The sequence below is a fragment of the Nocardiopsis codii genome (genome assembly GCF_036327455.1).
GTDB lineage: Bacteria > Actinomycetota > Actinomycetes > Streptosporangiales > Streptosporangiaceae > Nocardiopsis > Nocardiopsis codii.
Map to the genome: position 1 here is coordinate 73555 of NZ_JAUZMY010000002.1, position 21684 is coordinate 95238.

Below are 21684 nucleotides of genomic sequence, written 5' to 3' on the forward strand. Positions count from 1 at the left end.
CGGCCAGCACCCCACCTGCACCACCACACGAAGGCGCCCGCGTTGACTGAGACCACGACCCGCACCCGGTACCGACTCCCGGTCTCGGCCAGGGCCGCCCGGTTCCTGGTGCTGCTGGCGGTGTTCATCTGCGCCGCCTGCGGCCTCGTGTACGAGCTGGCGCTCGTCGCGATCGGCAGCTACCTGCTGGGCAACACCATCACCCAGGCCTCCGTGGTGCTGTCGGTCATGGTGTTCGCCATGGGTGTGGGTTCGCTGCTGTCCAAGCGCTTCCAGGCCAGTCCCGCGGTGTCGTTCGCAGTGATCGAGGGCCTGCTCTCCCTGGTCGGCGGCCTGTCGGTGCTCCTGCTGTACGGGGCGTTCGCCTGGTTCTCCGCCTACCAGCCCGCTCTGGTGGTGCTGTCGTTCGTCATCGGCCTGCTCATCGGCATGGAGATCCCCCTGCTGATGACGCTGATCCAGCGGATCCGCAGGCAGGAGGCCTCGGAGGCGGTCGCGGACCTGTTCGCGGCCGACTACGTGGGCGGGCTGATCGGCGGCCTGGCCTTCCCGTTCCTGCTGCTGCCGCTCCTGGGCCTGCCCAGGGGGGCGCTGGTCGTGGGCGCGCTCAACGCCGTGGTGGGCGTCGCGGTGGTGCTGTGGCTGTTCCGGTCGGAGCTGACCCGGCGCGCGTACGCGGGGCTGGGCCTCGGCCTGGTCCTCATCGTCGCGGTGCTCGGCCTGGCCTACGTGTACGCCGACCGGTTCGAGGTGGACGCCCGCCAGGCGATGTACCGGGATCCGATCGTGCACGCCGAGCGTTCCGAGTACCAGGAGATCGTGGTCACGCGGTCCCTGGACGGCGAGGACGTGCGGATGTTCCTCAACGGGAGCCTCCAGTTCTCGACCCTGGACGAGTACCGCTACCACGAGTCGCTCATCCACCCGGCGATGGACGGCCCGCACGGGGACGTGCTGGTGCTGGGCGGCGGTGACGGCCTGGCCCTGCGGGAGATCCTGGCCTACGACGACGTGTCCTCGGTGACGCTGGTGGACCTGGATCCGGCGGTGGTCGAGCTGGCGTCCACGGACCCGGTGATCACCGGCCTGAACGAGGACTCGTTCGAGGATCCGAGGGTGGAGGTGGTCAACACCGACGCCTTCCAGTGGCTGCGGGAGAACGGCGAGAAGTTCAACGTGGTCGTCGCGGACCTGCCGGACGGCGACGACGTGGCCACCTCGAAGCTGTACTCGGTGGAGTTCTACTCGCTCCTGCGGCACGCGCTGGGCGACGGGGGCCGCCTGGTGGTGCAGGCGGGTTCGCCGTTCTTCGCACCCGACGCCTTCTGGAGCGTGGACCGCTCGCTGGAGGAGGTGGGGTTCGAGACCACCCCGTACAACGTGGACGTGCCGAGCTTCGGGAACTGGGGCTTCTACCTGGCGGCTGTCGGGGACGCCCCCGAGCTGCGCGTCCCGGGCGACGCGCCGCCGCTGCGGTTCCTGGACGGACCCCTGCTGACCGCGGCGCAGGTGTTCCCGATGGACCGGCGGGAGAGCGACGCCGAGGAGTCGACCCTGATGCACCCGCGGGTGATGGCCTACCACCAGGGCTCCTGGCGCGGCTACTGACGCTCGGCCGGTGCCCGCTCGGGCCCGGGTCCCGGCGCGGCCCCGGGAGTGCCCTCCCGGGGAGTGAACACCGCGCGGCCTGGAACTGTGGGCCAGTGGGCGGCCACGCGGTGGGTCTGGAGCGGGGGCGGCGGTCGTGCCGAGCGTTCCCACGCAGCGTCGCGACCTGGTCCATCCTGACCCGGAACCGCGGTGCGGCGCGAACGCCACGCCGCCTCCGCCGCGGCGCCGACCAAGCCCTTACCCAGACTTACCGCCGCTTGTCCGACAGATGGGGTGACGGCCCGGTCCGGGACCGGTGTCCGGGTCCTGCCCCCGCGGGCCCGGACCGGCCCGAAGCGCAGGCCCCGGACGACGCCTCCCGGCCGACGGGGGGTTCCCGGGGCCGTGTGCCCGACCTCCTGCCCGGCTCGCGTCCGCCTCCCGCCGCCTCCGCGCTGGTGCGGAACCGCAGGGCCCGACGTCGCACAGCGTCCTGCCGGAGAGCGCCCGGACGGGCGCCCACCGGCCCGGCAGCCTGCGGAGGAACACCTCTCCTAGCTGTCGAAGCCCATGCCCATGGCGTCGAGGCCCCGCAGCCACAGGTTGCGGCGTCCGCCGTCGCGGTCCGCCGCTGCCGTGGCCCGCAGGGTCAGCTCGATGCCGAGGGAGCGGACGGGCTCGGGCGGGAAGGGCAGCGGCTTCTCCTTCACCATCCGCAGCCGCGTGCGCTCGGTGTCCAGCCCGTCGAGCCGGTCCAGCATCACCTGCGCGCCGAACCGTGTCGCGCCCACGCCGAGCCCCGTGTACCCGGCGGCGTAGGCCAGCCGCCCGCCGTACCCGGAGCCGAAGAAGGCCGCGAACCTGCTGCACGTGTCGATGACCCCGCCCCAGCTGTGGCTGAACCGCACGCCCTCCAGCTGGGGGAAGGTCGCGTGGAAGTGCTCGGCGAGCTTGCGGAAGGTCTCGGGGCGCTGGTCGAACTCCGGGCGCACCTTGCCGCCGTAGTGGTGGACGATGTCGTACCCGCCCCACAGGATGCGGTTGTCGGCGGTGAGCCGGTAGTAGTGGAAGAGGTTCGCGGAGTCCGAGACCCCCTGGCGTCCCTTCCAGCCCACCGATGCCATCTGCGCGTCGGTGAGCGGCTCCGTCGTCAGCGCGTAGTCGTAGACGGGGGCGAGGTAGTGCTTGAGCCGGCGCAGCGGGCCGGGGAAGGCGCCGGTCCCCCACGCGACCCTCGGCGCGTGCAGGGAGCCCCCCGCGGTCTCCAGGCGCAGTCCGACCGGAACGGACCTGATCGCGCGCACCGGGGTGTTCTCGAAGATCCGCACGCCCAGGCGCTCACAGGCGGCGCGGAGCCCCCACGCCAGTTTGGCCGGGTGGAGCATGGCGACCCCGCGCGGTTCGTACAGCGCGCCCGTGTAGGTGGGGGAGTCGATCTCCCGGCGGGTCCGCTCGGCGTCCCACACGCGGGCCGGGTGTCCGAGCGCGGTCATGGTCCTCGCGGCCTCGGCGAACCCCTCGGCCTGCCAGGGCTCGGTGGCGACCAGGACCTCTCCGGTGCGCTCGAACTCGCAGTCGATCCCGTAGCGGGCGACCGCCTCCTCGATGGCGTCGAGGTTGGCGACGCCCTGGCGTTCGAGCTCGTCGATCTCCTCGGGCCAGCGCTCGGCGCCGTTGTCGTGGCCGTGGGTGAGGCTTGCCGCGCAGAACCCGCCGTTGCGCCCTGAGGCCGCCCACCCGGCTGTGCGGGCCTCCACGAGGACCACGTGCCGGTCGGGGTCGCGTTCCTTGGCGAGGAGGGCTGTCCACAGCCCGCTGAACCCGGCGCCGACCACGACCAGGTCGGCGAACACGTCGCCCGCCAGCGCGGGTGCGGGGGCGGGGACGTCGTGGCCGGGGATGTCGGGGTCGAGCCAGAAGACCCGGGGGAGGGTCCCGGCCAGGGCCGTCGCCGCGCGCTCGGCTGCCGTGTCGGACATGGGTGTGGCTCCGTTCGTCTGTGGCGGTGTCCGCCGCGGTCCGGCGGACACGGGCGCCCCTGCCCGGCGCTCCCGGTCGGGGCGGGAACGCGGTCCGGCTGGGACGGATGGTGCCGGAACGCGTTCCCCGCCGCACGCGCGACACACCCCGGGCGGGGCGGGACGCGGTCCGGCCGCGGGCCGCCCGCGGTCGGCGGCCCCTCCGGCTCCCTACCCCCCGCCCCGGCGGCGGGCCAGCGCGATGTTGACCACGGCCATGATCAGCCCGACCGCGAAGAGCAGGGTTCCCATCACGTTGACCTGCGGGGGGATGCCCACGCGGGTGGCGCCCCAGATCCACAGCGGGAAGGTGGTGACGTCGCCGCTGACGAAGGTGGTGATGATGTAGTCGTCGATGGACAGGGCGAACGCCAGCAGCCCGCCCGCCATGATCGCGGGGAACAGCATGGGGAGGGTGACCAGCCGGAAGGTCTGCCACGGCCCGGCGCCGAGGTCGCGCGCCGCCTCCTCCAGCCTCGGGTCGAGGGTGATGACGCGGGCCCGCACCGTGATGGCGACGAACGACACGCAGAACATGACGTGCGCGACGACGGTCGTCCAGTAGCCGGTGGTCACGTTCATCATGAGGAACGTGGACAGCAGGGCGGCGCCGAGCACCACCTCGGGTGCGCTGATCGCCGCGAACATCACCAGGTTGGTGAGCTGCTTGCCCCGGAAGGAGAACCGCCCCAGGGCCAGGCCCAGCAGGGTGCCGAGCCCGCCCGCGACGACCATCGTCAGCAGGGCGATGGTCAGCGAGTTGGCCATCGCGTCGTTGAGGTCGGGGTAGGCGAACGCGTTCCGGTACCAGTGCAGGGTGAACCCCTGCCAGGTGGTGTTGTGCCGTCCGGCCGGGTCGTTGAAGCTGAACGCGACCATGAACGCGATCGGTGCGAACAGCCAGGCCAGTACGGCCCAGGTGTAGTAGCGGCCCCAGTCGGTGCGGCCCCGCCTCCGGGCCCTCCTGGGCGGGGGTGCGGCGGGCGGGCCGGCTGCGGTGCGGACGTCCGTGGTCACGCGTGCACCTCCATGACGCGTTCGGTGCCCAGTGCCCTGGCGTACGTGAAGATGCCGACGAGCAGCAGGCCCATGAGGACGAAGGTGATCGAGGCGGCGATCGGGTAGTTGTTGTTGACCAGGTACTGCGTCCGGATGACGTTGCCGATCATCGTGTTGTGCGTGCCGCCGAGCACCGACGCGTTGACGTAGTCGGCGCTGGTCGGGATGAAGGTCATCAGCACTCCCGCGAACACGCCGGGCAGGGACACCGGCAGGATCACCCGCGTGAACGCGTGCACCCGGTTGGCGTAGAGGTCGTGCGCGGCCTCGACCAGGTGGGGGTCCATGCGCTCCAGGACCGCGTAGATCGGCAGGACCATGAACGGCAGGAAGTTGTAGGCGAGGCCGAGGACGACCGCGGGGGCGGAGTTGAGCACGGCGAACCCCTCGGGGAGCAGCCCGATGTCCTTGAGCGGTCCGAGCACCACGCCGTTGTCGGACAGGAAGGCGCGCCAGGAGATGGTGCGCAGCACGAACGAGACGAAGAAGGGCAGGAGGATCAGCAGCAGGTAGGTGGACTTGTACGCGCCGCCGCGGAACGCGATCCAGTACGCCATCGGGTAGCCGACGGCGATGCACACGAGGGTGGCGCAGGCGCCGTAGGACAGGGAGCGCAGGATCTGCTCCCAGTAGTCCCCGATCGCGGTGGCGTAGTTGCCCACCGCGAAGGTCTGCTGGAAGCCGGTGATCACGTTCCCGGTGGTCAGCGACAGGGAGAGCATCCCGCCGATGGGCACCACGAAGAACAGCGCCAGCCAGGTCCAGGCGGGGAGCACCAGGACGTAGGGCGTGAGCTTTCGGTTTCTCATGGCGCGCCGCTCAGCTCTGGGTGACGGCCTGGAAGAGGCCGGAGAACTCGTCCTGCTGGTCGGTGTCCAGCACGACGAAGTTGTGGAGGTTCTGGTAGTCGCCCTCGGTGGGGAAGACCAGGCCGCTCTCGGACATCGCGCGGAGGGCGTCGGCGCGGTCGCCGTCGGAGTCCCCGTCGGCCCACTCGGCCAGCACCTCCTGGGCGTAGGGCACCGGCGAGATGTAGGAGATGTACTCGGTGAGGCCCGCGGCGATCTCCGGCTCGTAGAGGAAGTTCATCAGTTCGACCGCGTCCACCGGCGCCCGCGTGGTGAACGGGAGCATGAGGTTGTCGGTCCAGAGGGTGGCGCCCTCGTCGGGGATGACGAACTCCAGGTTCGTGCCCTCCTCGGAGTTCTGCTGGTAGATGTCGCCGGACCAGGCCATGGTGATCCACAGGTCGCCGTTGGTGAGCGGCTGGATGAAGTCCTGGTCGTAGTAGGCGCGCACCACTCCCGAGTCGCGCTGTTCGCGGAGCTTCTCCGCGGCGGCCTCCCAGTCCTCGCGCGTGGACTCGCCGGGCGCGACCCCGTTGGCGAGGAGGCCGAAGTTGGCGATCTCCTGCGGGTCGGCGAACATGCCGACCTTGCCCTCGAACGCGGGGTCCCACAGGTCCTGGACGCTGGTGATCTCCCGGTCGACGTACTCGGGGTTGTAGGCGATGCCGGTGATGCCGGAGGCGTAGGGGACCGTGTACCTGTTGCCCGGGTCGTAGGTGCTGTTCTTGTAGACCTCCCCCGCGTACTCCGCGAAGTTGGGCAGCCTGGTGTGGTCGAGCGGCACCAGGTAGCCGAGTTCGATGAGCCTGGCGAGTTCGAAGCCGTTGGGCAGGACCATGAGGTCGTAGCCGATGTCGTCCCCCGCGGCGAGCTTGGGCTGGATCTGCCCGAAGAACGAGGCGGCCTCCTGGACGTCCTCCTTGTAGTCCACGGCGATGCCGGTGGCCTCGGTGAACTGCGTGATCTGGGTGCGCTCGGCGTCCATGTAGAGGGGCCAGTTGGCCCACCGGAGGTCGCCGGTGCGCTCCTTGTCCGCCCAGAAGTCCTCGTCCTCGGCGGGGTCGCGCTGCTGGCCGCCGACCCCGCAGGCGGACAGGGCGAGCACGGCCGCCGCGGCGCCGCCCGCCTGGAGGGTGCGACGGCGGGTGGGCCCGGGGAGTGCCAGGGGACTGCGGCGGGCCCGGGTGAGTCCGCGCAGGAGGGCGGGGTTCAGGCGGGGGCGCGGTCGGTTGTTCATGTCGTCGTTCCCTACTTCGGTTCTTCCGGGGGTGTCCGCCGGGGGGTGTGGCGGTGCGGGGACGGTGGGGCGCGGACCCGCGGCGGTGCGGGTCCGGGTTCCGCGGTACGCGGGCGGGCGCCGGGGCGGTGGGGGTGCCGTGGCGACCCGCGGCGGTCGGGGGCGGAACTGCGGGAGCGACCGGGCGGCCGGTACCGGGGGCGGCGTTCGGGGGCGGGCGGGCCCCTCCGCGGGAGGAGCCCGGCGGTCAGGTGGGGAGCGCGTAGGAGTGCTGCGGGTGCCAGGACAGCCAGACCTTCTGGCCGCGCACGGCGACGGGCGCCGAGCCGGAGGCGTTCTGCTGGTAGACGGTGATCGCCTCCCCTCCCCCGACGTCCACCTGGTAGTGGGTGGCCGCGCCCGTGTACACGGTCTCGGTGACGGTGCCGGGGACACGGCTGACGTCGCCTCCGGGCCGTTCGGTGCCGATGCGGACCTTCTCGGGTCGCACGGTCAGGTGGAGGTGGGATCCGGTGGTGACCGTTCCGGGCAGCTCGGCGACCAGGGCGGTGGCTCCGTCTCCGACCTCCACCGTCCACACGTCGGCGCCGGCTCCGCGGACCACTCCGCGGAGGAGGTTGCTGGTGCCGATGAAGTCGGCGACGAACCGGCTGGCCGGACGCTCGTAGATCTCGGAGGGGGTGCCGAGCTGTTCGACGGCGCCGTCGTTCATCACGGCGATCCGGTCGGACATGGTGAGCGCCTCGCCCTGGTCGTGGGTGACGTAGACGAAGGTGATGCCGACCTCGCGCTGGATGCGTTTGAGCTCGACCTGCATGGACTGGCGGAGCTTGAGGTCGAGGGCGCCGAGGGGTTCGTCGAGGAGCAGGGCTCCGGGCTGGTTGACCAGCGCGCGGGCGAGGGCGACCCGCTGCTGTTGTCCGCCGGAGAGCTGGGAGGGGCGGTGCCGCGCCCGGTGGCCGAGTTCGACCAGGTCGAGCATCTCCGCCACCCGGCGGGCGGTCTCCGGCTTGGGGACCCCCTTGCGCCTGAGCCCGAACGCGACGTTGTCCGCGACGCTCATGTGCGGGAAGAGCGCGTAGCTCTGGAAGACCATGTTGACGTCGCGGTGGTTGGCGGGCACACCGGTGACGTCGCGGCCGTCGAGGCGGACGACCCCGCGGGTGGGGTCCTCGAAGCCCGCGATCATGCGCATGGTCGTGGTCTTGCCGCAGCCGGACGGGCCGAGCAGTGAGAAGAACTCCCCGCGTGCGATGGCCAGGTCGACGCCGTTGACCGCGTTGACCGACTCCGCACCGGACCGGAAGGACTTGACCACGCCCTCCAGAGCGATCGCGGGCTCCTGGGCAGGGGCGGTGTCCGCTGGGTGTGCCTCGGGGTGCGTGGTGTTGGTGGGGGCCATGTGGGGGTTCCTGTCAGTCGCTCGTCTCTCGGTGCGCTCGCGTGCGCACCTCGGGGTGGGGAGGGCCGGGCGGCGGTCCCGCGGCCGTCGCCGCTGCCCGGGTCGTTCACCTGCGGCGGTGGGCCCGTGCCGGGGCCGCGCCGGGCGGCCCCGGCCGCGCGTCACTCGCCGATGTAGCTCATGACGTGCTTGACCCGGGTGTACTCCTCGAAGGAGTACGAGGACAGGTCCTTGCCGTAGCCGGAGTGCTTGAACCCGCCGTGCGGCATCTCCGCCGTGATGGGGATGTGCGTGTTGATCCACACGCAGCCGAAGTCCAGTCGGCGCGAGACCCGCAGCGCGCGGGCGTGGTCCCTGGTCCAGACGCTGGAGGCCAGGCCGTACTCGACGGAGTTGGCCCAGGCGACGGCGGTGTCCTCGTCGGTGAAGCGCTGCACGGTGATGACCGGGCCGAAGATCTCGTCGGTGACCAGCTCGTCCCCCTGTCGGAGCCCGGACACCACGGTCGGGGCGTAGAAGTAGCCCTCGCCGCCGACCCGGGATCCTCCCGCGAGGACCTCGGCGTGGTCGGGCGCGCGGTCCAGGAACCCGCTGACGCGCTCCAGCTGGCCCGCGTTGTTGACGGGGCCGTAGGCGGCGTCCGGGTTGCTCGGCGGCCCGGTGACGGTGCCGCGCGCCTGCTCGGCGAGGGCGGCGGCGAGGTCGTCGTGGACGCCCGGGGCGGCGAGCACCCGTGTCGCGGCGGTGCAGTCCTGTCCGGCGTTGAAGTACCCGGCCTCGGCGATGCCCGCGGCGGCGCGTTCGACGTCGGCGTCGTCGAAGACGATCACCGGGGCCTTGCCGCCCAGTTCGAGGTGGAGGCGCTTGAGGTCCCTGGAGCCGGCCTGGGCGACCTCGTACCCGGCCCGGGTGGAGCCGGTGAGGGAGATGAGCCGGGGGGTCGGGTGGTCCACGAGGGCGCGGCCGGTGTCGCGGTCGCCCGCGACGACGTTGAACACCCCGGCGGGGAGGAACTCCGCGGCGATCTCCGCCAGCAGGAGGGTGGACACCGGGGTGGTGTCGGAGGGCTTGAGGACGATGGTGTTGCCCGCCGCCAGGGCCGGCCCGATCTTCCACGACGCCATGGCCATGGGGTAGTTCCACGGGGTGATCTGGCCGACCGGGCCCAGGGGCTCGCGCCGGATCCAGGAGGTGTGGTCGGCGAGGTACTCCCCGGCGGCGCGCCCCTCCAGGTTGCGGGTGGCGCCCGCGAAGAAGCGCAGGGCGTCGAGGACCTGGCCGATCTCCTCGGTGCGGGTGAGCCCGACGGGTTTGCCGCAGTTGCGGACCTCGGCGGCGACCAGGTCGTCGGCGCGCTCCTCGACCCGGTCCGCGAACTTGTTGAGCGCGATCTGGCGGTCGGCCGGCGTCCAGTCGCGCCACCCGTCGTCGAAGGCGTTCCGGGCGGCTCGGAAAGCGTTGTCGACGTCTTCGGCGGTGGACACCGGCGCGGTCGCGAAGACCTTCCCGGTGGCCGGGTCGACGAGGTCGCTGCGGATTCCGTCGGCCGTGTCCACGTACTCGCCGTTGACGAAGTTGCGCAGGTGGTCCAGTCCGGTCACTCGGGCTCCCCGGGGTCGGGCGCGTGTCGGTGCGCGCGCGGCTGTGAACCGTCACACTGCCACCCGACATCGGGGATATCAAGGGATCTCAAGGGATTCCGTTGTAAAGATTGGATTTCCCGACGGATACTTGACATAAGCCGCTCCAGTGCCACTATTTCTATTGAGGGGGTCCGGCAGAGACCCACGGGTCGACCCACGCGGTCCCCGCACCACACAGCGATCTTGGGAGCACCAAGTGGCAGCGCACCTGAGCCCGGAGCAACTCCAGCGGGCCGCCAAGGACCACCTGTGGATGCACTTCACGGAGATGGCCGCCTACGACGACGCGGACGTCCCCGTCATCACCAGGGGTGAGGGGGTCCACGTCTACGACACCGCCGGGAAGAGGTACCTCGACGGCCTGGCGGGGCTCTTCGTCTCCCAGGTGGGGCACGGCCGCACCGAGATCGCCGACGCCATCGCCGAGCAGGCCCGGGAACTGGCCTACTTCCCCATCTGGACCTACGCCCACCCCCGGGCGATCGAGCTGGCCGACCGGCTCGCGGGCCTGGCGCCCGGCGACCTCGACCGGGTGTTCTTCACCACCAGCGGATCCGAGGCCGTGGAATCCGCGTGGAAGCTGGCACGCCAGTACTTCAAGGCGATCGGCGAACCCACGCGCCACAAGGTGATCAGCAGGAGGATCGCCTACCACGGGTCCAGCCTCGGAGCGCTGTCGGTCACCGGCCTCCAGGCGATCAAGACTCCGTTCGAGCCGCTGGTGCCGAGCACCGTCCAGGTGCCGAACACGAACCTGTACCGGGCCCCCGTCCACGGGGACGACCCGGAGGCGTTCGGCCGCTGGGCCGCCGACCAGATCGAGGAGGCGATCCTCCAGAACGGGCCCGAGACGGTCGCCGCCGTGTTCGTCGAGCCGGTGCAGAACTCCGGCGGCTGCTTCCCGCCGCCTCCCGGCTACCTCCGGCGCGTCCGCGAGATCTGCGACCGGCACGGCGTCCTCATGGTCTCCGACGAGGTCATCTGCGCCTTCGGCAGGCTGGGCGAGTACTTCGGGGCGACCAAGTACGGCTACCTGCCCGACATGATCACCTTCGCCAAGGGCGCCACCAGCGGCTACGTCCCGCTCGGCGGTCTCATCGCCCGCGAGCGGCTGATGGAGCCGTTCAAGGAGGAGGGTGCGTCCTTCCTGCACGGCGTGACCTTCGCGGGGCACCCCGTGGCCGCGGCCGCCGCGCTCGCCAACCTCGACCTGTTCGAGAGCGAGGGCATCCTCGACAACGTGCGGGAGAACGCGCCGGTGTTCCGCGCCACACTGGAGCGGCTTCTCGACCTGCCGATCGTCGGCGACGTCCGGGGGGACGGGTTCTTCTACGGGATCGAACTCGTCAAGGACAAGGCGACCAAGGAGACCTTCACCGGCGACGAGGCGCAGCGGCTCCTCAAGGGCTTCCTGTCGGGGGCGCTGTTCGACGCGGGCCTGATCTGTCGAGCCGACGACCGAGGCGAACCCGTCGTGCAGTTGTCGCCCCCGCTGACCTGCGGACCGGCGGAGTTCGACGAGATCGAGCGGATCCTGCGCAAGGTCCTCACGGACGCCTGGAACCAGCTCTAGGGCTCACCGGCGCGGCCCCGTCCGGCCGGCCCCGCGCTCCGGGGCCGGCCGGACGGGACGGCCCAGGTCAGCCCCTCTCCTGGGCGGCGAGCGCGGTGACGGCTCCCAGTTCCCAGCAGGCCTCGCGGGCGGCGGCCTCGGGGCGGCCGGTGACCGTGACCGGCGGGCGGTGGCGCTCCCATCCGATGCCCTTCGCGATCGACTCCACGGCGCGGACGGCTCCCGCCGTGTCGTTGTCCCCGTGCACGTAGAGGGAGTACGGCAGCCCCTCGGTCTCCCCCTGGGCGGGGTAGAAGACCGTGTCGAAGAAGACCTTGAGCGCGCCGGACATGTAGCCGATGTTGGCGGGGGTCCCCAGGACCAGCGCGTCGGCCGCGAGCAGGTCGCTGACGGTCGCGGACAGTGCCGCCTTCGACCGAACCTCCACCCCTTCGATATCGTCGTCGCGGGCACCGTCGAGCACGGCTCCCAACATCTCCCGGGTGGCGGGTGAGACCGTGTGGTGAACGATGAGCAATCGTGCCATGCCCCCACAGTAGACAGTCGGACGCGACTCGAACCGTCTGCCTCCAGCCGACGTCTCAAACAGCACGGGCAAGACGGCCCGGCCGCCTCCCGACCCGCCCGCAGCAGAAAGCCAGGACCACCATGAGTCAGCCTCCTCCCCCGAACGGCCCGTTTCCGGGACCCCCGACCGGTGGCCAGCCGCCCATGGGCCCTCCGCCCGGCGGGCCCTACGGTCCCGGCGGCCCGTCCGACGGTTACCCGAGCGGCCCGTACGGCCCTCCCGGCGGTGACCCGTCCGGGCCCTACGGACCCCCCGGCGGCGACCTCTACGGTCCTCCCGGAGGCGACCCCTACGGTCACCCCGGCGGCGACCCGTACGGTCCTCCCGGAGGAGGCGCGTACGGTCCTCCCGGCGGCCCCGGAGGCCCCGGAGGCCCGGGCGGGCCCTACGGCCCCCCGCCCCCCTACGGCCCCGGCCCGCAGGGTCCGAAGAAGTCCTCTCCGTGGCTGTGGGTCGGCCTGGGCTGCGGCGGCCTGTTCGTCATCGGCGTCATCCTCGTGGTGCTCATCGCGTTCGTCTTCAACGACAGGGGCGAGCCGAGCGGCGGCTCCACGACGATCACGAGCGAGAGCCCCGACGAGGGGTCGGGCCAGTCCGGCGGATCCGGCGAGGCCATCGAGCACAACGGCATCACCTACACGATCACCGGAACCGAGACCACCGACGAGGTCGAGGGCTACACGCCCTCCGGCGAGTACCTCATCGTGCACCTCGACGTCGCGTACGCGGGCACCGACACGTTCTGGCGTGACGAGCAGCACGTGTACACGTCCTCCGGCCAGGCCATCGAGGAGGACTACGACGCCACCCGCGAACTCGGCGACTCCATGTGGAACGACCTGCCCACCGACGGCAGCCCTGTGAGCGTGAGCATCGTCTTCGACGTGCCGTCGGCAGGCGACATCACCCACATCGGGCTGAGCTCGGAGACGTACGGCGGGGACGAGGTCGAGGTGGAACTCAACCCCTGACGCGTGCCCGCCCCCGCGTGTGCCGCACGGGGGCGGGGCCCGACCGGGGCCGCCGGAAACCCTTCCGGCGGCCCTTCGTCGTGCCCGCCCCACCGATCCGGCAGCGGACATGTGGAGACACATGAAATTCCTCGTCGAAACGGCGGGAAACCTGTGACTTCCTCTGAATTGTTTTCACCCGAGAAAGGACATTGTCTCCCTGTTGGGCACGATCGCGAAATCAGGAAACACCGACTTATCACATGAGCGGGGATGTCGAACGTTGACCCCCCGTTCCCCTCTTCTCTAAGGTGCGACTCTCACGCGCACCGCCCGCCGCGCCGACCGCCCGACCAACCGCGCGAGCAGGGCGCATGCGGTCCCACCAGCCGAGGAGCGAGGGAACCATGCCGCACAACGTCCGTGCCGCGCTCGTCCAGACAGAATGGACGGGCGACACCGAATCCGTACTCGCGGCCCACGAGAAGTACGCGCGCGACGCGGCGGCGCAAGGCGCCCGCGTCATCGGTTTCCAGGAGGTGTTCAACGCACCCTACTTCTGCCAGGTGCAGGAGGCCGAGCACTACCGCTGGGCGGAATCCGTGCCCGACGGGCCCACCGTCACACGGTTCAGCGCCCTGGCCCGGGAACTGAACATGGTGATGGTGCTTCCGGTCTTCGAGATCGAGAAGCCCGGCTTCTACTACAACACCGCCGCCGTCGTCGACGCGGACGGCACCTATCTCGGCAAGTACCGCAAGCACCACATCCCGCAGGTCAAGGGCTTCTGGGAGAAGTACTACTTCCGCCCCGGCAACCTCGGATGGCCCGTGTTCGACACCGCCGTCGGCCGTGTCGGGGTCTACATCTGCTACGACCGCCACTTCCCGGAGGGGTGGCGGGCGCTCGGCCTGGCCGGGGCCCAACTGGTGTACAACCCGTCCGCGACCAGCCGCGGCCTGTCCGGCTACCTGTGGAAGCTCGAACAACCCGCCGCCGCGGTGGCCAACGAGTACTTCGTCGCCGCCATCAACCGCGTGGGCGTGGAGGAGTACGGCGACAACGACTTCTACGGCAGCAGCTACTTCGTGGACCCGCGCGGCCAGTTCGTGGGCGACGTCGCCTCCGACACCGCGTCCGAGCTGGTCGTCCGCGACCTCGACTTCGACCTGATCGACGAGGTCCGCCGGCAGTGGGCGTTCTACCGGGACCGCCGCCCGGACGCCTACGGTCCGCTGGTCGAGGGCTGAGGCGGGGAGGAGACCCATGGAACGCACCGTCATCAGCGGCGGCCTCGTCGTCACCGCCTCCGAGGAGGTGGAGGCCGACGTCCTCGTCGAGGGCGAGAGGGTCGCCGCCCTCGCCCTGCGCGGCGGCGACACCGCCCGCTCCTGGGCCGACAGCGGGGCCCGCACCATCGACGCCACCGGACACTACGTGGTCCCGGGCGGGGTCGACGGCCACACCCACATGGAGATGCCCTTCGGCGGCACCTACTCCGCCGACACCTTCGAGACCGGAACCCGCGCCGCCGCGTGGGGCGGCACGACCACGATCGTCGACTTCGCCATCCAGGGCCGGGGACAGTCGGTCCGCGCGGGGGTGGACGCGTGGATGGCCAAGGCCGACGGCAGGTGTGCGATCGACTACGCCTTCCACGCCATCCTGTCCGATGTCGACGAGTCCTCCCTGAAGGAGATGGACGTCCTGGTGGACGAGGGCGTCACCTCGTTCAAGCTGTTCATGGCCTATCCCGGCGTGTTCTACAGCGACGACGGCCAGATCCTCCGCGCCATGCAGCGCGGCGCCTCCAACGGCGCGCTGACCATGGTGCACGCCGAGAACGGCATCGCCATCGACGTGCTGGTCGAGCAGGCCCTCTCCGAGGGCAGGACCGACCCCCGCCACCACGGGGAGGTCCGCAAGGCCCTCCTGGAGTCGGAGGCCACGCACCGCGCCATCCAGCTCGCCCGCGTCGCCGGGGCGCCCCTGTACGTGGTGCACGTGTCCGCCCGCGAGGCGGTGGAGGAACTGGCGCGGGCCCGGGACATGGGCCTCAACGTGTTCGGGGAGACCTGTCCGCAGTACCTGTTCCTGTCCTCCGACAACCTGGCCGAGCCCGGCTTCGAGGGCGCCAAGTACGTGTGCTCCACGCCGCTGCGCCCCCGGGAGCACCAGGAGCACCTGTGGAGGGCCCTGCGCACGAACGACCTGTCCGTGGTCTCCACCGACCACTGCCCGTTCTGCTTCAGCGGCCAGAAGGACCTGGGCGTCGGCGACTTCTCCAAGATCCCCAACGGCATGCCCGGGGTGGAGCACCGGATGGACCTGTTGCACCAGGCGGTGGTCGAGGGCCGCATCGACCGGCGCCGGTGGATCGAGATCGCCTGCGCCACACCGGCACGCATGTTCGGCCTCTACCCGTCCAAGGGCACGATCTCGCCGGGCGCGGACGCCGACATCGTCGTCTACGACCCCGGGGCCGAACAGGTCCTCTCGGCCGGGACCCACCACATGAACGTCGACTACTCGGCGTACGAGGGCAGACGGGTCACGGGCAGGGCCCGCACGGTCCTGTCACGCGGCCGCGTCGTCGTGGACGGCGGCGCCTACCTGGGCGAGGCCGGGCACGGCCGGTACGTCCCCCGGTCCACCTGCCAGTACCTGATCTGACCGCCCCAGAGGAGACCACATGGACATTGGACTCGTCCTCCAGACCGACCCGCCCGCCGACCTGCTGGTCGAAAGGATGGTGCGCGCCGAGGCCCACGGCTTCACCCACGGGTGGACGTTCGACTCGGTGGTGCTCTGGCAGGAGCCGTTCGTCATCTACAGCCGCATCCTGGAACGCACGAAGAAGCTGGTGGTCGGTCCGATGGTGACCAACCCGAGTACGCGTTCCTGGGAGGTGACCGCCTCCCTGTTCGCCACCCTGAACGACATGTACGGGAACCGGACGGTGTGCGGGAGCGGCCGGGGCGACTCGGCGATGCGGGTGGCGGGGCGCCGGCCGGCGACGCTCGACCACCTCTCCCAGGCGATGCGGGTGATCAAGGACCTCGCCGAGGGCCGGGAGACGGTGGTGGACGGCACGCCCATGCGCCTGCAGTGGGTCCGCGACGGCTCCCTGCCGGTGTGGATGGGGGCCTACGGGCCGAAGGCGCTGAACCTGGTGGGACGCCAGGCCGACGGGTTCATCCTCCAGTTGGCCGACCCGTACCTGATCGAGTGGATGGTCGCCGCGGTACGGGCGGCGGCGGCCGAGGCCGGGCGCGACCCGAGCGCGGTGAAGGTGTGCGTGGCGGCGCCCGCCTACGTGACCGACGGCTCCCCCGAGGGCCTGGTGCACGCCCGCAAGCAGTGCCGCTGGTTCGGCGGGATGGTCGGCAACCACGTCGCCGACCTCGTGTCGCGGTACGGCGACTCCGGCGCGGTGCCGCAGGAGCTGACCGACTACGTCCGGACGCGCAGCGGCTACGACTACACCCACCACGGGCGTGTGGGGAACCCCGACACCGACTTCGTCCCGGACGCGATCGTGGACCGGTTCTGCCTGGTGGGTCCGGTGGAGGAGCACGTCGCGAAGCTGAAGCTCCTGCAGGACGCGGGGGTGGACCAGTTCGCGGTCTACGCGATGCACGACGACGTGGACGGGGTCATCGACACCTACGGTCGCGACGTCGTCCCCGCCCTGTCCTGATCCCCGGGAGCACCTGACCGGCGGTCCGGGCCCCGGAGCCGCTGCTCCGGGGCCCGGTCCGGACGGCGCCGCACGGAGGCGGGCGGTGCGACGGAACGCGGCCCTCCCGCGGCCGCCCGGTCAGCGGGGCCGCGCCCGCAGACCGCCGGGCACGTGCCCCTCTCCCGCGCCACCGGACCGCCGGGGGCTGGTCGGGGAGGCACGTGAAGGGGCGTCACCGCACCCCGGGTGACGTGCGAGGATATTCGATGGCCTAGGCAGAATCCGGACCTTCCGCGCATTCCGGCGGGCCCGCTCTCCGTGGGCTCAGCGCCGCGTCCACAACCTGCTCCTCGTCAGCACCACCGAAACCAGGTGTCCCGTGACCCACTCCCCACCGTCTCCGGAAACCGTCGTCGTCACCCATCCCGACGGCCGTGTGTCCCTGACCGAGGGTTCCTCCCTCCCCGAGAGCCCCTTCGTCAACAGCGACCTCCAACCGGTCCCGATCTCCCGACGCGACTGGGGCACCGGCAGCTTCACCGCCCTGTGGGTGAGCATGTCGGTCAGCATCCCGGCGTGGACCCTCGCCAGCGGCCTGATCGCGGCCGGCATGGACTGGCGGCAGGCGATGCTCGCCGTCGTCCTGGGCAACCTCGTCGTGCTGCTGCCGATGGTGCTGACCGGTCACGCGGGCGCCAAGTACGGCATCCCCTTCCCGGTGTTCGCCCGCGCCGCGTTCGGACTGCGCGGCGCCAACCTGCCGGCCCTGCTGCGCGGCGCGGTGGCGTGCGGCTGGTACGGCATCCAGACCTGGGTCGGCGGCCAGGGCGTGTACGTCCTCGTCGGCCGCCTGCTCGGCGACGGGTGGACCGGCGCCGCCGTGGTCGGCGGCAACCCGTGGACCCTGTGGCTGTCCTTCGGCCTGTTCTGGGTGGCCCAGCTCGGGATCATCCTGTGGGGCATGGAGGGTGTCCGCCGCGTCCAGGTGTGGGCGGCCCCGCTCATGATCGTCGGGGGCGTCGCCCTGCTGGTGTGGATGGCCCTGGAGGCGGGAGGCCTGGCGCCGATGCTCTCCCTGGACAGCGGCGAGTCCCTGGACTGGGGCCCGTCCTTCTGGGCGCTGTTCTTCCCGTCGCTGATGGGTGTCATCGGCTACTGGGCGACGCTCACCCTGAACATCAGCGACTTCACCCGGTTCTCCGCGTCGCAGCGCTCCCAGGTCGTGGGCCAGACGCTGGGCCTGCCCACCACGATGACCCTGTTCTCGCTGCTGGCCGTGATGGTCACGGCGGGCACCGCCTCGGTCTACGGCGAGCCGCTGTGGAACCCGATCGACATCGTCGCGCAGATGGGCAGCGGGCTCGGCCTGCTCTTCGCGGTCTTCATCGTGCTCCTCGCGACGATCTCCACCAACATCGCCGCGAACCTGGTCGGCCCGGCCTACGACCTGGCCAACCTGAAGCCGCGCCTGATCAGCTTCCGCACGGGGGCGGTCATCACGTGCTTCCTCAGCGTGCTGATCTTCCCGTGGCGGCTGCTGGAGAACGAGAACGTGTACATCTTCACGTGGCTCGGCACCGTGGGCGGCGTCCTCGGCACCGTCGCGGGCATCCTGCTCGCCGACTACTGGCTGCTGCGCCGCACCAGGATGAACCTGGCCGCGCTGTACGAGCGCGGCTCGGAGTACTGGTACACGAACGGGTGGAACTGGCGCGCGCTCGTGGCGTTCGGCGTCGGCACCCTGCTCGCCGTGGGCGGGTCGCACTCGCCCGAGGGTTCGGGCCCGTTCCCGACCGACGGCCTGATCCCGTTCCTCGCTCCGCTGGCCGACTACGGCTGGCTGGTCGGCCTGGTCAGCGCACTGCTGCTGCACTGGGCTCTGGGCGTGGCCTTCCCCGACCGCAACGGCCGTGCGGGTCGGGCCGCCGCGGAGTCCGGGGAGTCCGGGGAGTCCGGGGAGTCCGCGACGGTCTGAGCCGACCGCCTGTCCGACAGCGCCCGGGGGGCCGCGCCGACGTCCGGCGCGGCCCCCCGGCGTGTGCCCGGCGGCCGTGCCGCACAGCCCCCCACGCGTGATCGGGACGTGACCGTGCCGGGAGCGCGCGGGAGGCCGGCGTCACCCGGCGTTCGCGCGTCCGGCCAGTTCGGAGGCGCCCCACGGGGTGTCGGGCCTCCAGGGGGGGCGCGAACGCCCCGAAGACGGCGGCCGAACCGGGACAACCGGAACATGGTCCGACCCGTCCTCACTACCGTCACACTCCGAACACGGGGCGAAGACGACGAAAACGACAGATGGACTCCGGGCGGATCCGATCACCCCCTGTCGCAGGGGGCGCGTCCGCCACTCGGCCTCACGTACGTGACCAGTGCGCTGTTCCCCCAAGGTCGGGCACGGGTTCCCATCGCACACCACAGCGAACAGGGAGACGACCTTGCCTGATACCCCCCGCCCACACCCGGTCCCCGTCCCCGCGACCCGCACGGTCGCCGTCGTCCTCGCGGGCGGCAGCGGCCGGGGCTTCGGTCCGGCCGCCCCGGAGCAGCTGCTCGAGATCGCCGGGAAGTCGATCCCGGAGCACACGCTCGCGATCTTCGAGACGGCGCCCCGGGTGGAGAAGGTCGCCCGCACGTCCCCGGACGTGCTCCTGTCCGACGTGACCGGACACGTGGTCGACGTCCGCCGCGAGGACCCGCCGGGGATCGGCGCCTCGGGAGCCCGGGAAGCCGAGGCGGTCCGGTGAACCACCTCGCGCGCATCGGCGTGGACAGGACGGCACTGCTCGTCCTCGCCGTCATGGGACTGTCGTTCCTCCTCCAGGCGGTCGAGGTCGTCATGGCCCAGGTGTGGCTCTTCGGCGTGCTCGCCGTGGTGCTGTACGCCACGGAGTGGCTGGTCTCCCAGAGGGTGCCCGTGCTCACCAAGGTGCTGAGCCGTATCCGCATCGGACTGACGGTGCGGGTGCTGCTGCGGCAGATACTCCTGCTGGGCCTGTTCGCGTCCGTCGGCGCGACCGGCACCGCCGCCTACTGGTGGACGGTCGGCGGCATGGCCGTGTTCTTCGTCCTGACCCTGGCGTACGACCTCCTGAGGCTCCAGACGCTGCGGCGGGCACGGCTCCCCGTGGGAACCCGAAACCTGGACCTGTCGGGTCTTCGCCTGCCGACTGTGCCCGGGTTCCTGCGCCCCCTGTCGATGACCCGGGTGTTCCTGGCCGACGTGCCCCTGGTGTTCGGCGGTATCGGCTTCCTGCTGGGAGGCCCGTCCTGGCTCGCCGCGGGCGGCTCGTCGCTGACCGTGGCGGCCGCGCTGGCCGCCGTCGTGGCGACCGCCCCCGCGTTCCTGGCGCACCTGCGCATGCCCTCGGACGAGGAGGTCATCACGGCCGTCGGCGAACGGCTGAGCGAGTACCACCCGGACGTCGCCCTGTACTTCACCTTCGGGGTCGGCTCCCAGAACGGCGTCTACCAGGCGAACATGTGGCTGGAGGCACTGGAGCGCATCGACCGGCGGACCGTGGTCGTCTTCCGCGAACACGCCAACCTGCCGCACCTGGCGCCCACCTCCCTCCCGGTGGTGTGTGTGCCGCGCGCCGACGATCTGGCCGCCCTGGACCTGTCCACGGTCCGGGTGGCGCTCTACCCCGGCAACGCGGGCAAGAACATCCACCTCGTGCAGCGGGCGGAGATCAAGCACGTGTTCGTCGGCCACGGCGACAGCGACAAGCTGCCCAGCAGCAACCGCGTGAGCCGGATCTTCGACGAGATCTGGGTCGCCGGCCGCGGCGGCCGGGAGCGCTACCAGCGGGTGCGGCACGCGATCGACGACCGGGACGTGGTCGAGGTCGGGCGACCGCAGCTGGTCGAGGTGACCGGGCCGCGCCCCCCGCGGGAGCGAGCGGTGCCCACCGTCCTCTACGCGCCGACCTGGGAGGGCGTGGACGACAACAACTACCTCACCTCGGCCGACACGGTGGGGTCGGAGCTCGTGGAGCGGCTGTTGGCGGGGCCCGGTCCGGTCCGGGTGGTCTACAAACCCCACCCCCTGCTGGGCAAACGGTCGTCGGGGGCCGCGGCCGCGCACCGCCGGATCATGGACATGGTGGAGCGCGCCAACGACCGGCTGGAGCCGGTGGCCGCGGACGACCTCCGCGAGCTGGACGGGCTGCGGCGTCGGATCGAGGAGTTCCAGGAGGGGGCCGCGTCGAGGTCCCTGACCGAGGCGGAGATCGCCGACCACCGGGCCGTGGTCGCGCGATGGCACGAGCTGTACTGGACGTCGGCCGGACCGCTGCGGCACCACGTGGTGACCGGGACGCTGCCGTCGCTGTTCTCGTGCTTCAACCAGGCCGACGTGATGGTGAGCGACATCTCCAGCGTCGTCGCGGACTTCGTCGCCAGCGGCAAGCCGTACGCGGTCGCCGACCTGTGGGACCTGGGCGACGACGAGTTCCGGCGGCAGTACCCGTCCGCCGGTGCGGGGTACGTGCTGAGGCCGGGGCTGGTGGGATTGGACACCCTCCTGGCCGCGGGGCGCGCTCCTGCGGACGACGCCCTGGCCGAGCGCCGGGTGGTGCTCCGCGAGTACCTTCTGGGGCCGGACGAACCGGACGCGCAGTCCAGGTTCGGTGCCGCTGTGGACGACCTGTACGCACGGGCCGTACGGGACTTCCCCCTGGGCACGGTCGCCGCGCCGATCCCGGCGGACCCGTTCACCCCTGTTCCTGAGCGGATGGTGCATATCACACAGGAGGAGGGGGCCTCGGCGGGTTAGGTAGTGTTCACCTGTGTGTTGACCACTTCGTGAACGAAACCGGCCGTTCGGGCGAACCGTTCCGGAGGGGAGCGGCGTTAGCCCAGGAGTCGGCCCAGGAGGCCCGCTCCGCGTATCCGGCGCGGGTCCCGCGCTCCGTTCACGCCGTGGTCACCGGCCGTCCTCCCCGTCGTGGCGGGGGGCGGGCGATGTCACACGAACAGGGGCCGCAGGACACTCGAACCAGACCGAAGCGACCAGAACGAACTACAACTCTCGTCCGATCCCGGGTAAACCCCGGGGCGGGCACGGCCGTCAACGTGACGCCGAAGCATCCACCTTCATCCAGACAACGCACACATGT

At 71.3% G+C, this 21684-nt stretch carries 16 protein-coding genes; 9 read left to right on the top strand and 7 right to left on the bottom strand.

The features are described from left to right. The first annotated feature begins 42 nt into the window (after positions 1–42). On the top strand, positions 43–1608 hold the full coding sequence (locus Q8791_RS02130) for a polyamine aminopropyltransferase (RefSeq protein WP_330089849.1): 1566 nt from the start codon (positions 43–45) through the stop codon (positions 1606–1608). A gap of 536 nt (positions 1609–2144) precedes the next feature. Here the strand turns inward: Q8791_RS02130 and Q8791_RS02135 are convergent. The 6 genes from Q8791_RS02135 to Q8791_RS02160 all read right to left on the bottom strand — a co-directional run bounded on the left by Q8791_RS02135 (position 2145) and on the right by Q8791_RS02160 (position 9755). Next, complete coding sequence (locus tag Q8791_RS02135) at positions 2145–3569, bottom strand: NAD(P)/FAD-dependent oxidoreductase (protein WP_330089850.1); 1425 nt, start codon at positions 3567–3569, stop codon at positions 2145–2147. A gap of 210 nt (positions 3570–3779) precedes the next feature. After that, positions 3780–4625 carry an ABC transporter permease gene (locus tag Q8791_RS02140; protein ID WP_330089851.1) on the bottom strand — a complete coding sequence of 282 codons (846 nt, stop codon included), beginning with the start codon at positions 4623–4625 and terminating at the stop codon, positions 3780–3782. Continuing rightward, entirely contained in the window at positions 4622–5476 is an 855-nt protein-coding gene (locus tag Q8791_RS02145; RefSeq protein ID WP_330089852.1) for an ABC transporter permease, read from the bottom strand. The genes Q8791_RS02140 and Q8791_RS02145 overlap by 4 nt, the downstream gene beginning before the upstream one ends. 10 nt (positions 5477–5486) lie before the next feature. Beyond that, entirely contained in the window at positions 5487–6752 is a 1266-nt protein-coding gene (locus Q8791_RS02150; RefSeq protein ID WP_330089853.1) for a polyamine ABC transporter substrate-binding protein, read from the bottom strand. Between the two features lie 247 nt (positions 6753–6999). Then, positions 7000–8154 (bottom strand): ABC transporter ATP-binding protein, encoded by a 1155-nt coding sequence (locus Q8791_RS02155; protein WP_330089854.1) that lies wholly within the window; start codon positions 8152–8154, stop codon positions 7000–7002. Positions 8155–8315: 161 nt separating this feature from the next. Next, on the bottom strand, positions 8316–9755 hold the full coding sequence (locus tag Q8791_RS02160; protein ID WP_330089855.1) for a gamma-aminobutyraldehyde dehydrogenase: 1440 nt from the start codon (positions 9753–9755) through the stop codon (positions 8316–8318). Between the two features lie 238 nt (positions 9756–9993). Between Q8791_RS02160 and Q8791_RS02165 the strand changes: the two genes are divergently transcribed. Then, the gene (locus Q8791_RS02165; RefSeq protein WP_330089856.1) at positions 9994–11370 is read left to right on the top strand and encodes an aspartate aminotransferase family protein; all 1377 of its coding nucleotides are present in this window, start codon (positions 9994–9996) and stop codon (positions 11368–11370) included. 67 nt (positions 11371–11437) lie between these two features. Here Q8791_RS02165 and Q8791_RS02170 read toward each other — a convergent pair whose 3' ends face one another. Then, on the bottom strand, positions 11438–11896 hold the full coding sequence (locus Q8791_RS02170; RefSeq protein ID WP_330089857.1) for a flavodoxin family protein: 459 nt from the start codon (positions 11894–11896) through the stop codon (positions 11438–11440). 185 nt (positions 11897–12081) lie between these two features. Here Q8791_RS02170 and Q8791_RS02175 point away from each other — a divergent pair, with 185 nt between their 5' ends. The 7 genes from Q8791_RS02175 (at position 12082) to Q8791_RS02205 (ending at position 21341) form a co-directional block, all read left to right on the top strand. Continuing rightward, positions 12082–12909 (top strand): hypothetical protein, encoded by an 828-nt coding sequence (locus Q8791_RS02175; protein WP_330089858.1) that lies wholly within the window; start codon positions 12082–12084, stop codon positions 12907–12909. A 386-nt stretch (positions 12910–13295) separates the two neighbouring features. Continuing rightward, the gene (locus tag Q8791_RS02180) at positions 13296–14138 is read left to right on the top strand and encodes a nitrilase-related carbon-nitrogen hydrolase (protein WP_330089859.1); all 843 of its coding nucleotides are present in this window, start codon (positions 13296–13298) and stop codon (positions 14136–14138) included. A gap of 16 nt (positions 14139–14154) precedes the next feature. Continuing rightward, a complete protein-coding gene (hydA, locus tag Q8791_RS02185; protein ID WP_330089860.1) occupies positions 14155–15561 on the top strand; it encodes a dihydropyrimidinase in 1407 nt (468 codons plus the stop codon). Positions 15562–15580: 19 nt separating this feature from the next. Next, positions 15581–16588, top strand: coding sequence for a TIGR03842 family LLM class F420-dependent oxidoreductase (locus Q8791_RS02190; protein ID WP_330089861.1), 1008 nt, complete (start codon positions 15581–15583; stop codon positions 16586–16588). A 361-nt stretch (positions 16589–16949) separates the two neighbouring features. Then, complete coding sequence (locus Q8791_RS02195) at positions 16950–18545, top strand: NCS1 family nucleobase:cation symporter-1 (protein ID WP_330089862.1); 1596 nt, start codon at positions 16950–16952, stop codon at positions 18543–18545. A 457-nt stretch (positions 18546–19002) separates the two neighbouring features. Further along, complete coding sequence (locus Q8791_RS02200) at positions 19003–19311, top strand: glycosyltransferase family protein (RefSeq protein ID WP_330089863.1); 309 nt, start codon at positions 19003–19005, stop codon at positions 19309–19311. Then, complete coding sequence (locus Q8791_RS02205; protein ID WP_330089864.1) at positions 19308–21341, top strand: glycerophosphotransferase; 2034 nt, start codon at positions 19308–19310, stop codon at positions 21339–21341. Before Q8791_RS02200 ends, Q8791_RS02205 begins: the two co-directional genes overlap by 4 nt. Positions 21342–21684 lie beyond the last annotated feature (343 nt).

What these genes read in the sequence shown, in the direction of transcription:
- Q8791_RS02135 (WP_330089850.1), bottom strand. Translation starts at nt 3,569, where the DNA reads ATGTCCGACACGGCAGCCGAGCGCGCGGCGACGGCCCTGGCCGGGACC.
- Q8791_RS02175 (WP_330089858.1), top strand. Translation starts at nt 12,082, where the DNA reads ATGGGCCCTCCGCCCGGCGGGCCCTACGGTCCCGGCGGCCCGTCCGAC.
- Q8791_RS02190 (WP_330089861.1), top strand. Translation starts at nt 15,581, where the DNA reads ATGGACATTGGACTCGTCCTCCAGACCGACCCGCCCGCCGACCTGCTG.
- Q8791_RS02145 (WP_330089852.1), bottom strand. Translation starts at nt 5,476, where the DNA reads ATGAGAAACCGAAAGCTCACGCCCTACGTCCTGGTGCTCCCCGCCTGG.
- Q8791_RS02170 (WP_330089857.1), bottom strand. Translation starts at nt 11,896, where the DNA reads ATGGCACGATTGCTCATCGTTCACCACACGGTCTCACCCGCCACCCGG.
- Q8791_RS02155 (WP_330089854.1), bottom strand. Translation starts at nt 8,154, where the DNA reads ATGGCCCCCACCAACACCACGCACCCCGAGGCACACCCAGCGGACACC.
- hydA (WP_330089860.1), top strand. Translation starts at nt 14,155, where the DNA reads ATGGAACGCACCGTCATCAGCGGCGGCCTCGTCGTCACCGCCTCCGAG.
- Q8791_RS02150 (WP_330089853.1), bottom strand. Translation starts at nt 6,752, where the DNA reads ATGAACAACCGACCGCGCCCCCGCCTGAACCCCGCCCTCCTGCGCGGA.
- Q8791_RS02180 (WP_330089859.1), top strand. Translation starts at nt 13,296, where the DNA reads ATGCCGCACAACGTCCGTGCCGCGCTCGTCCAGACAGAATGGACGGGC.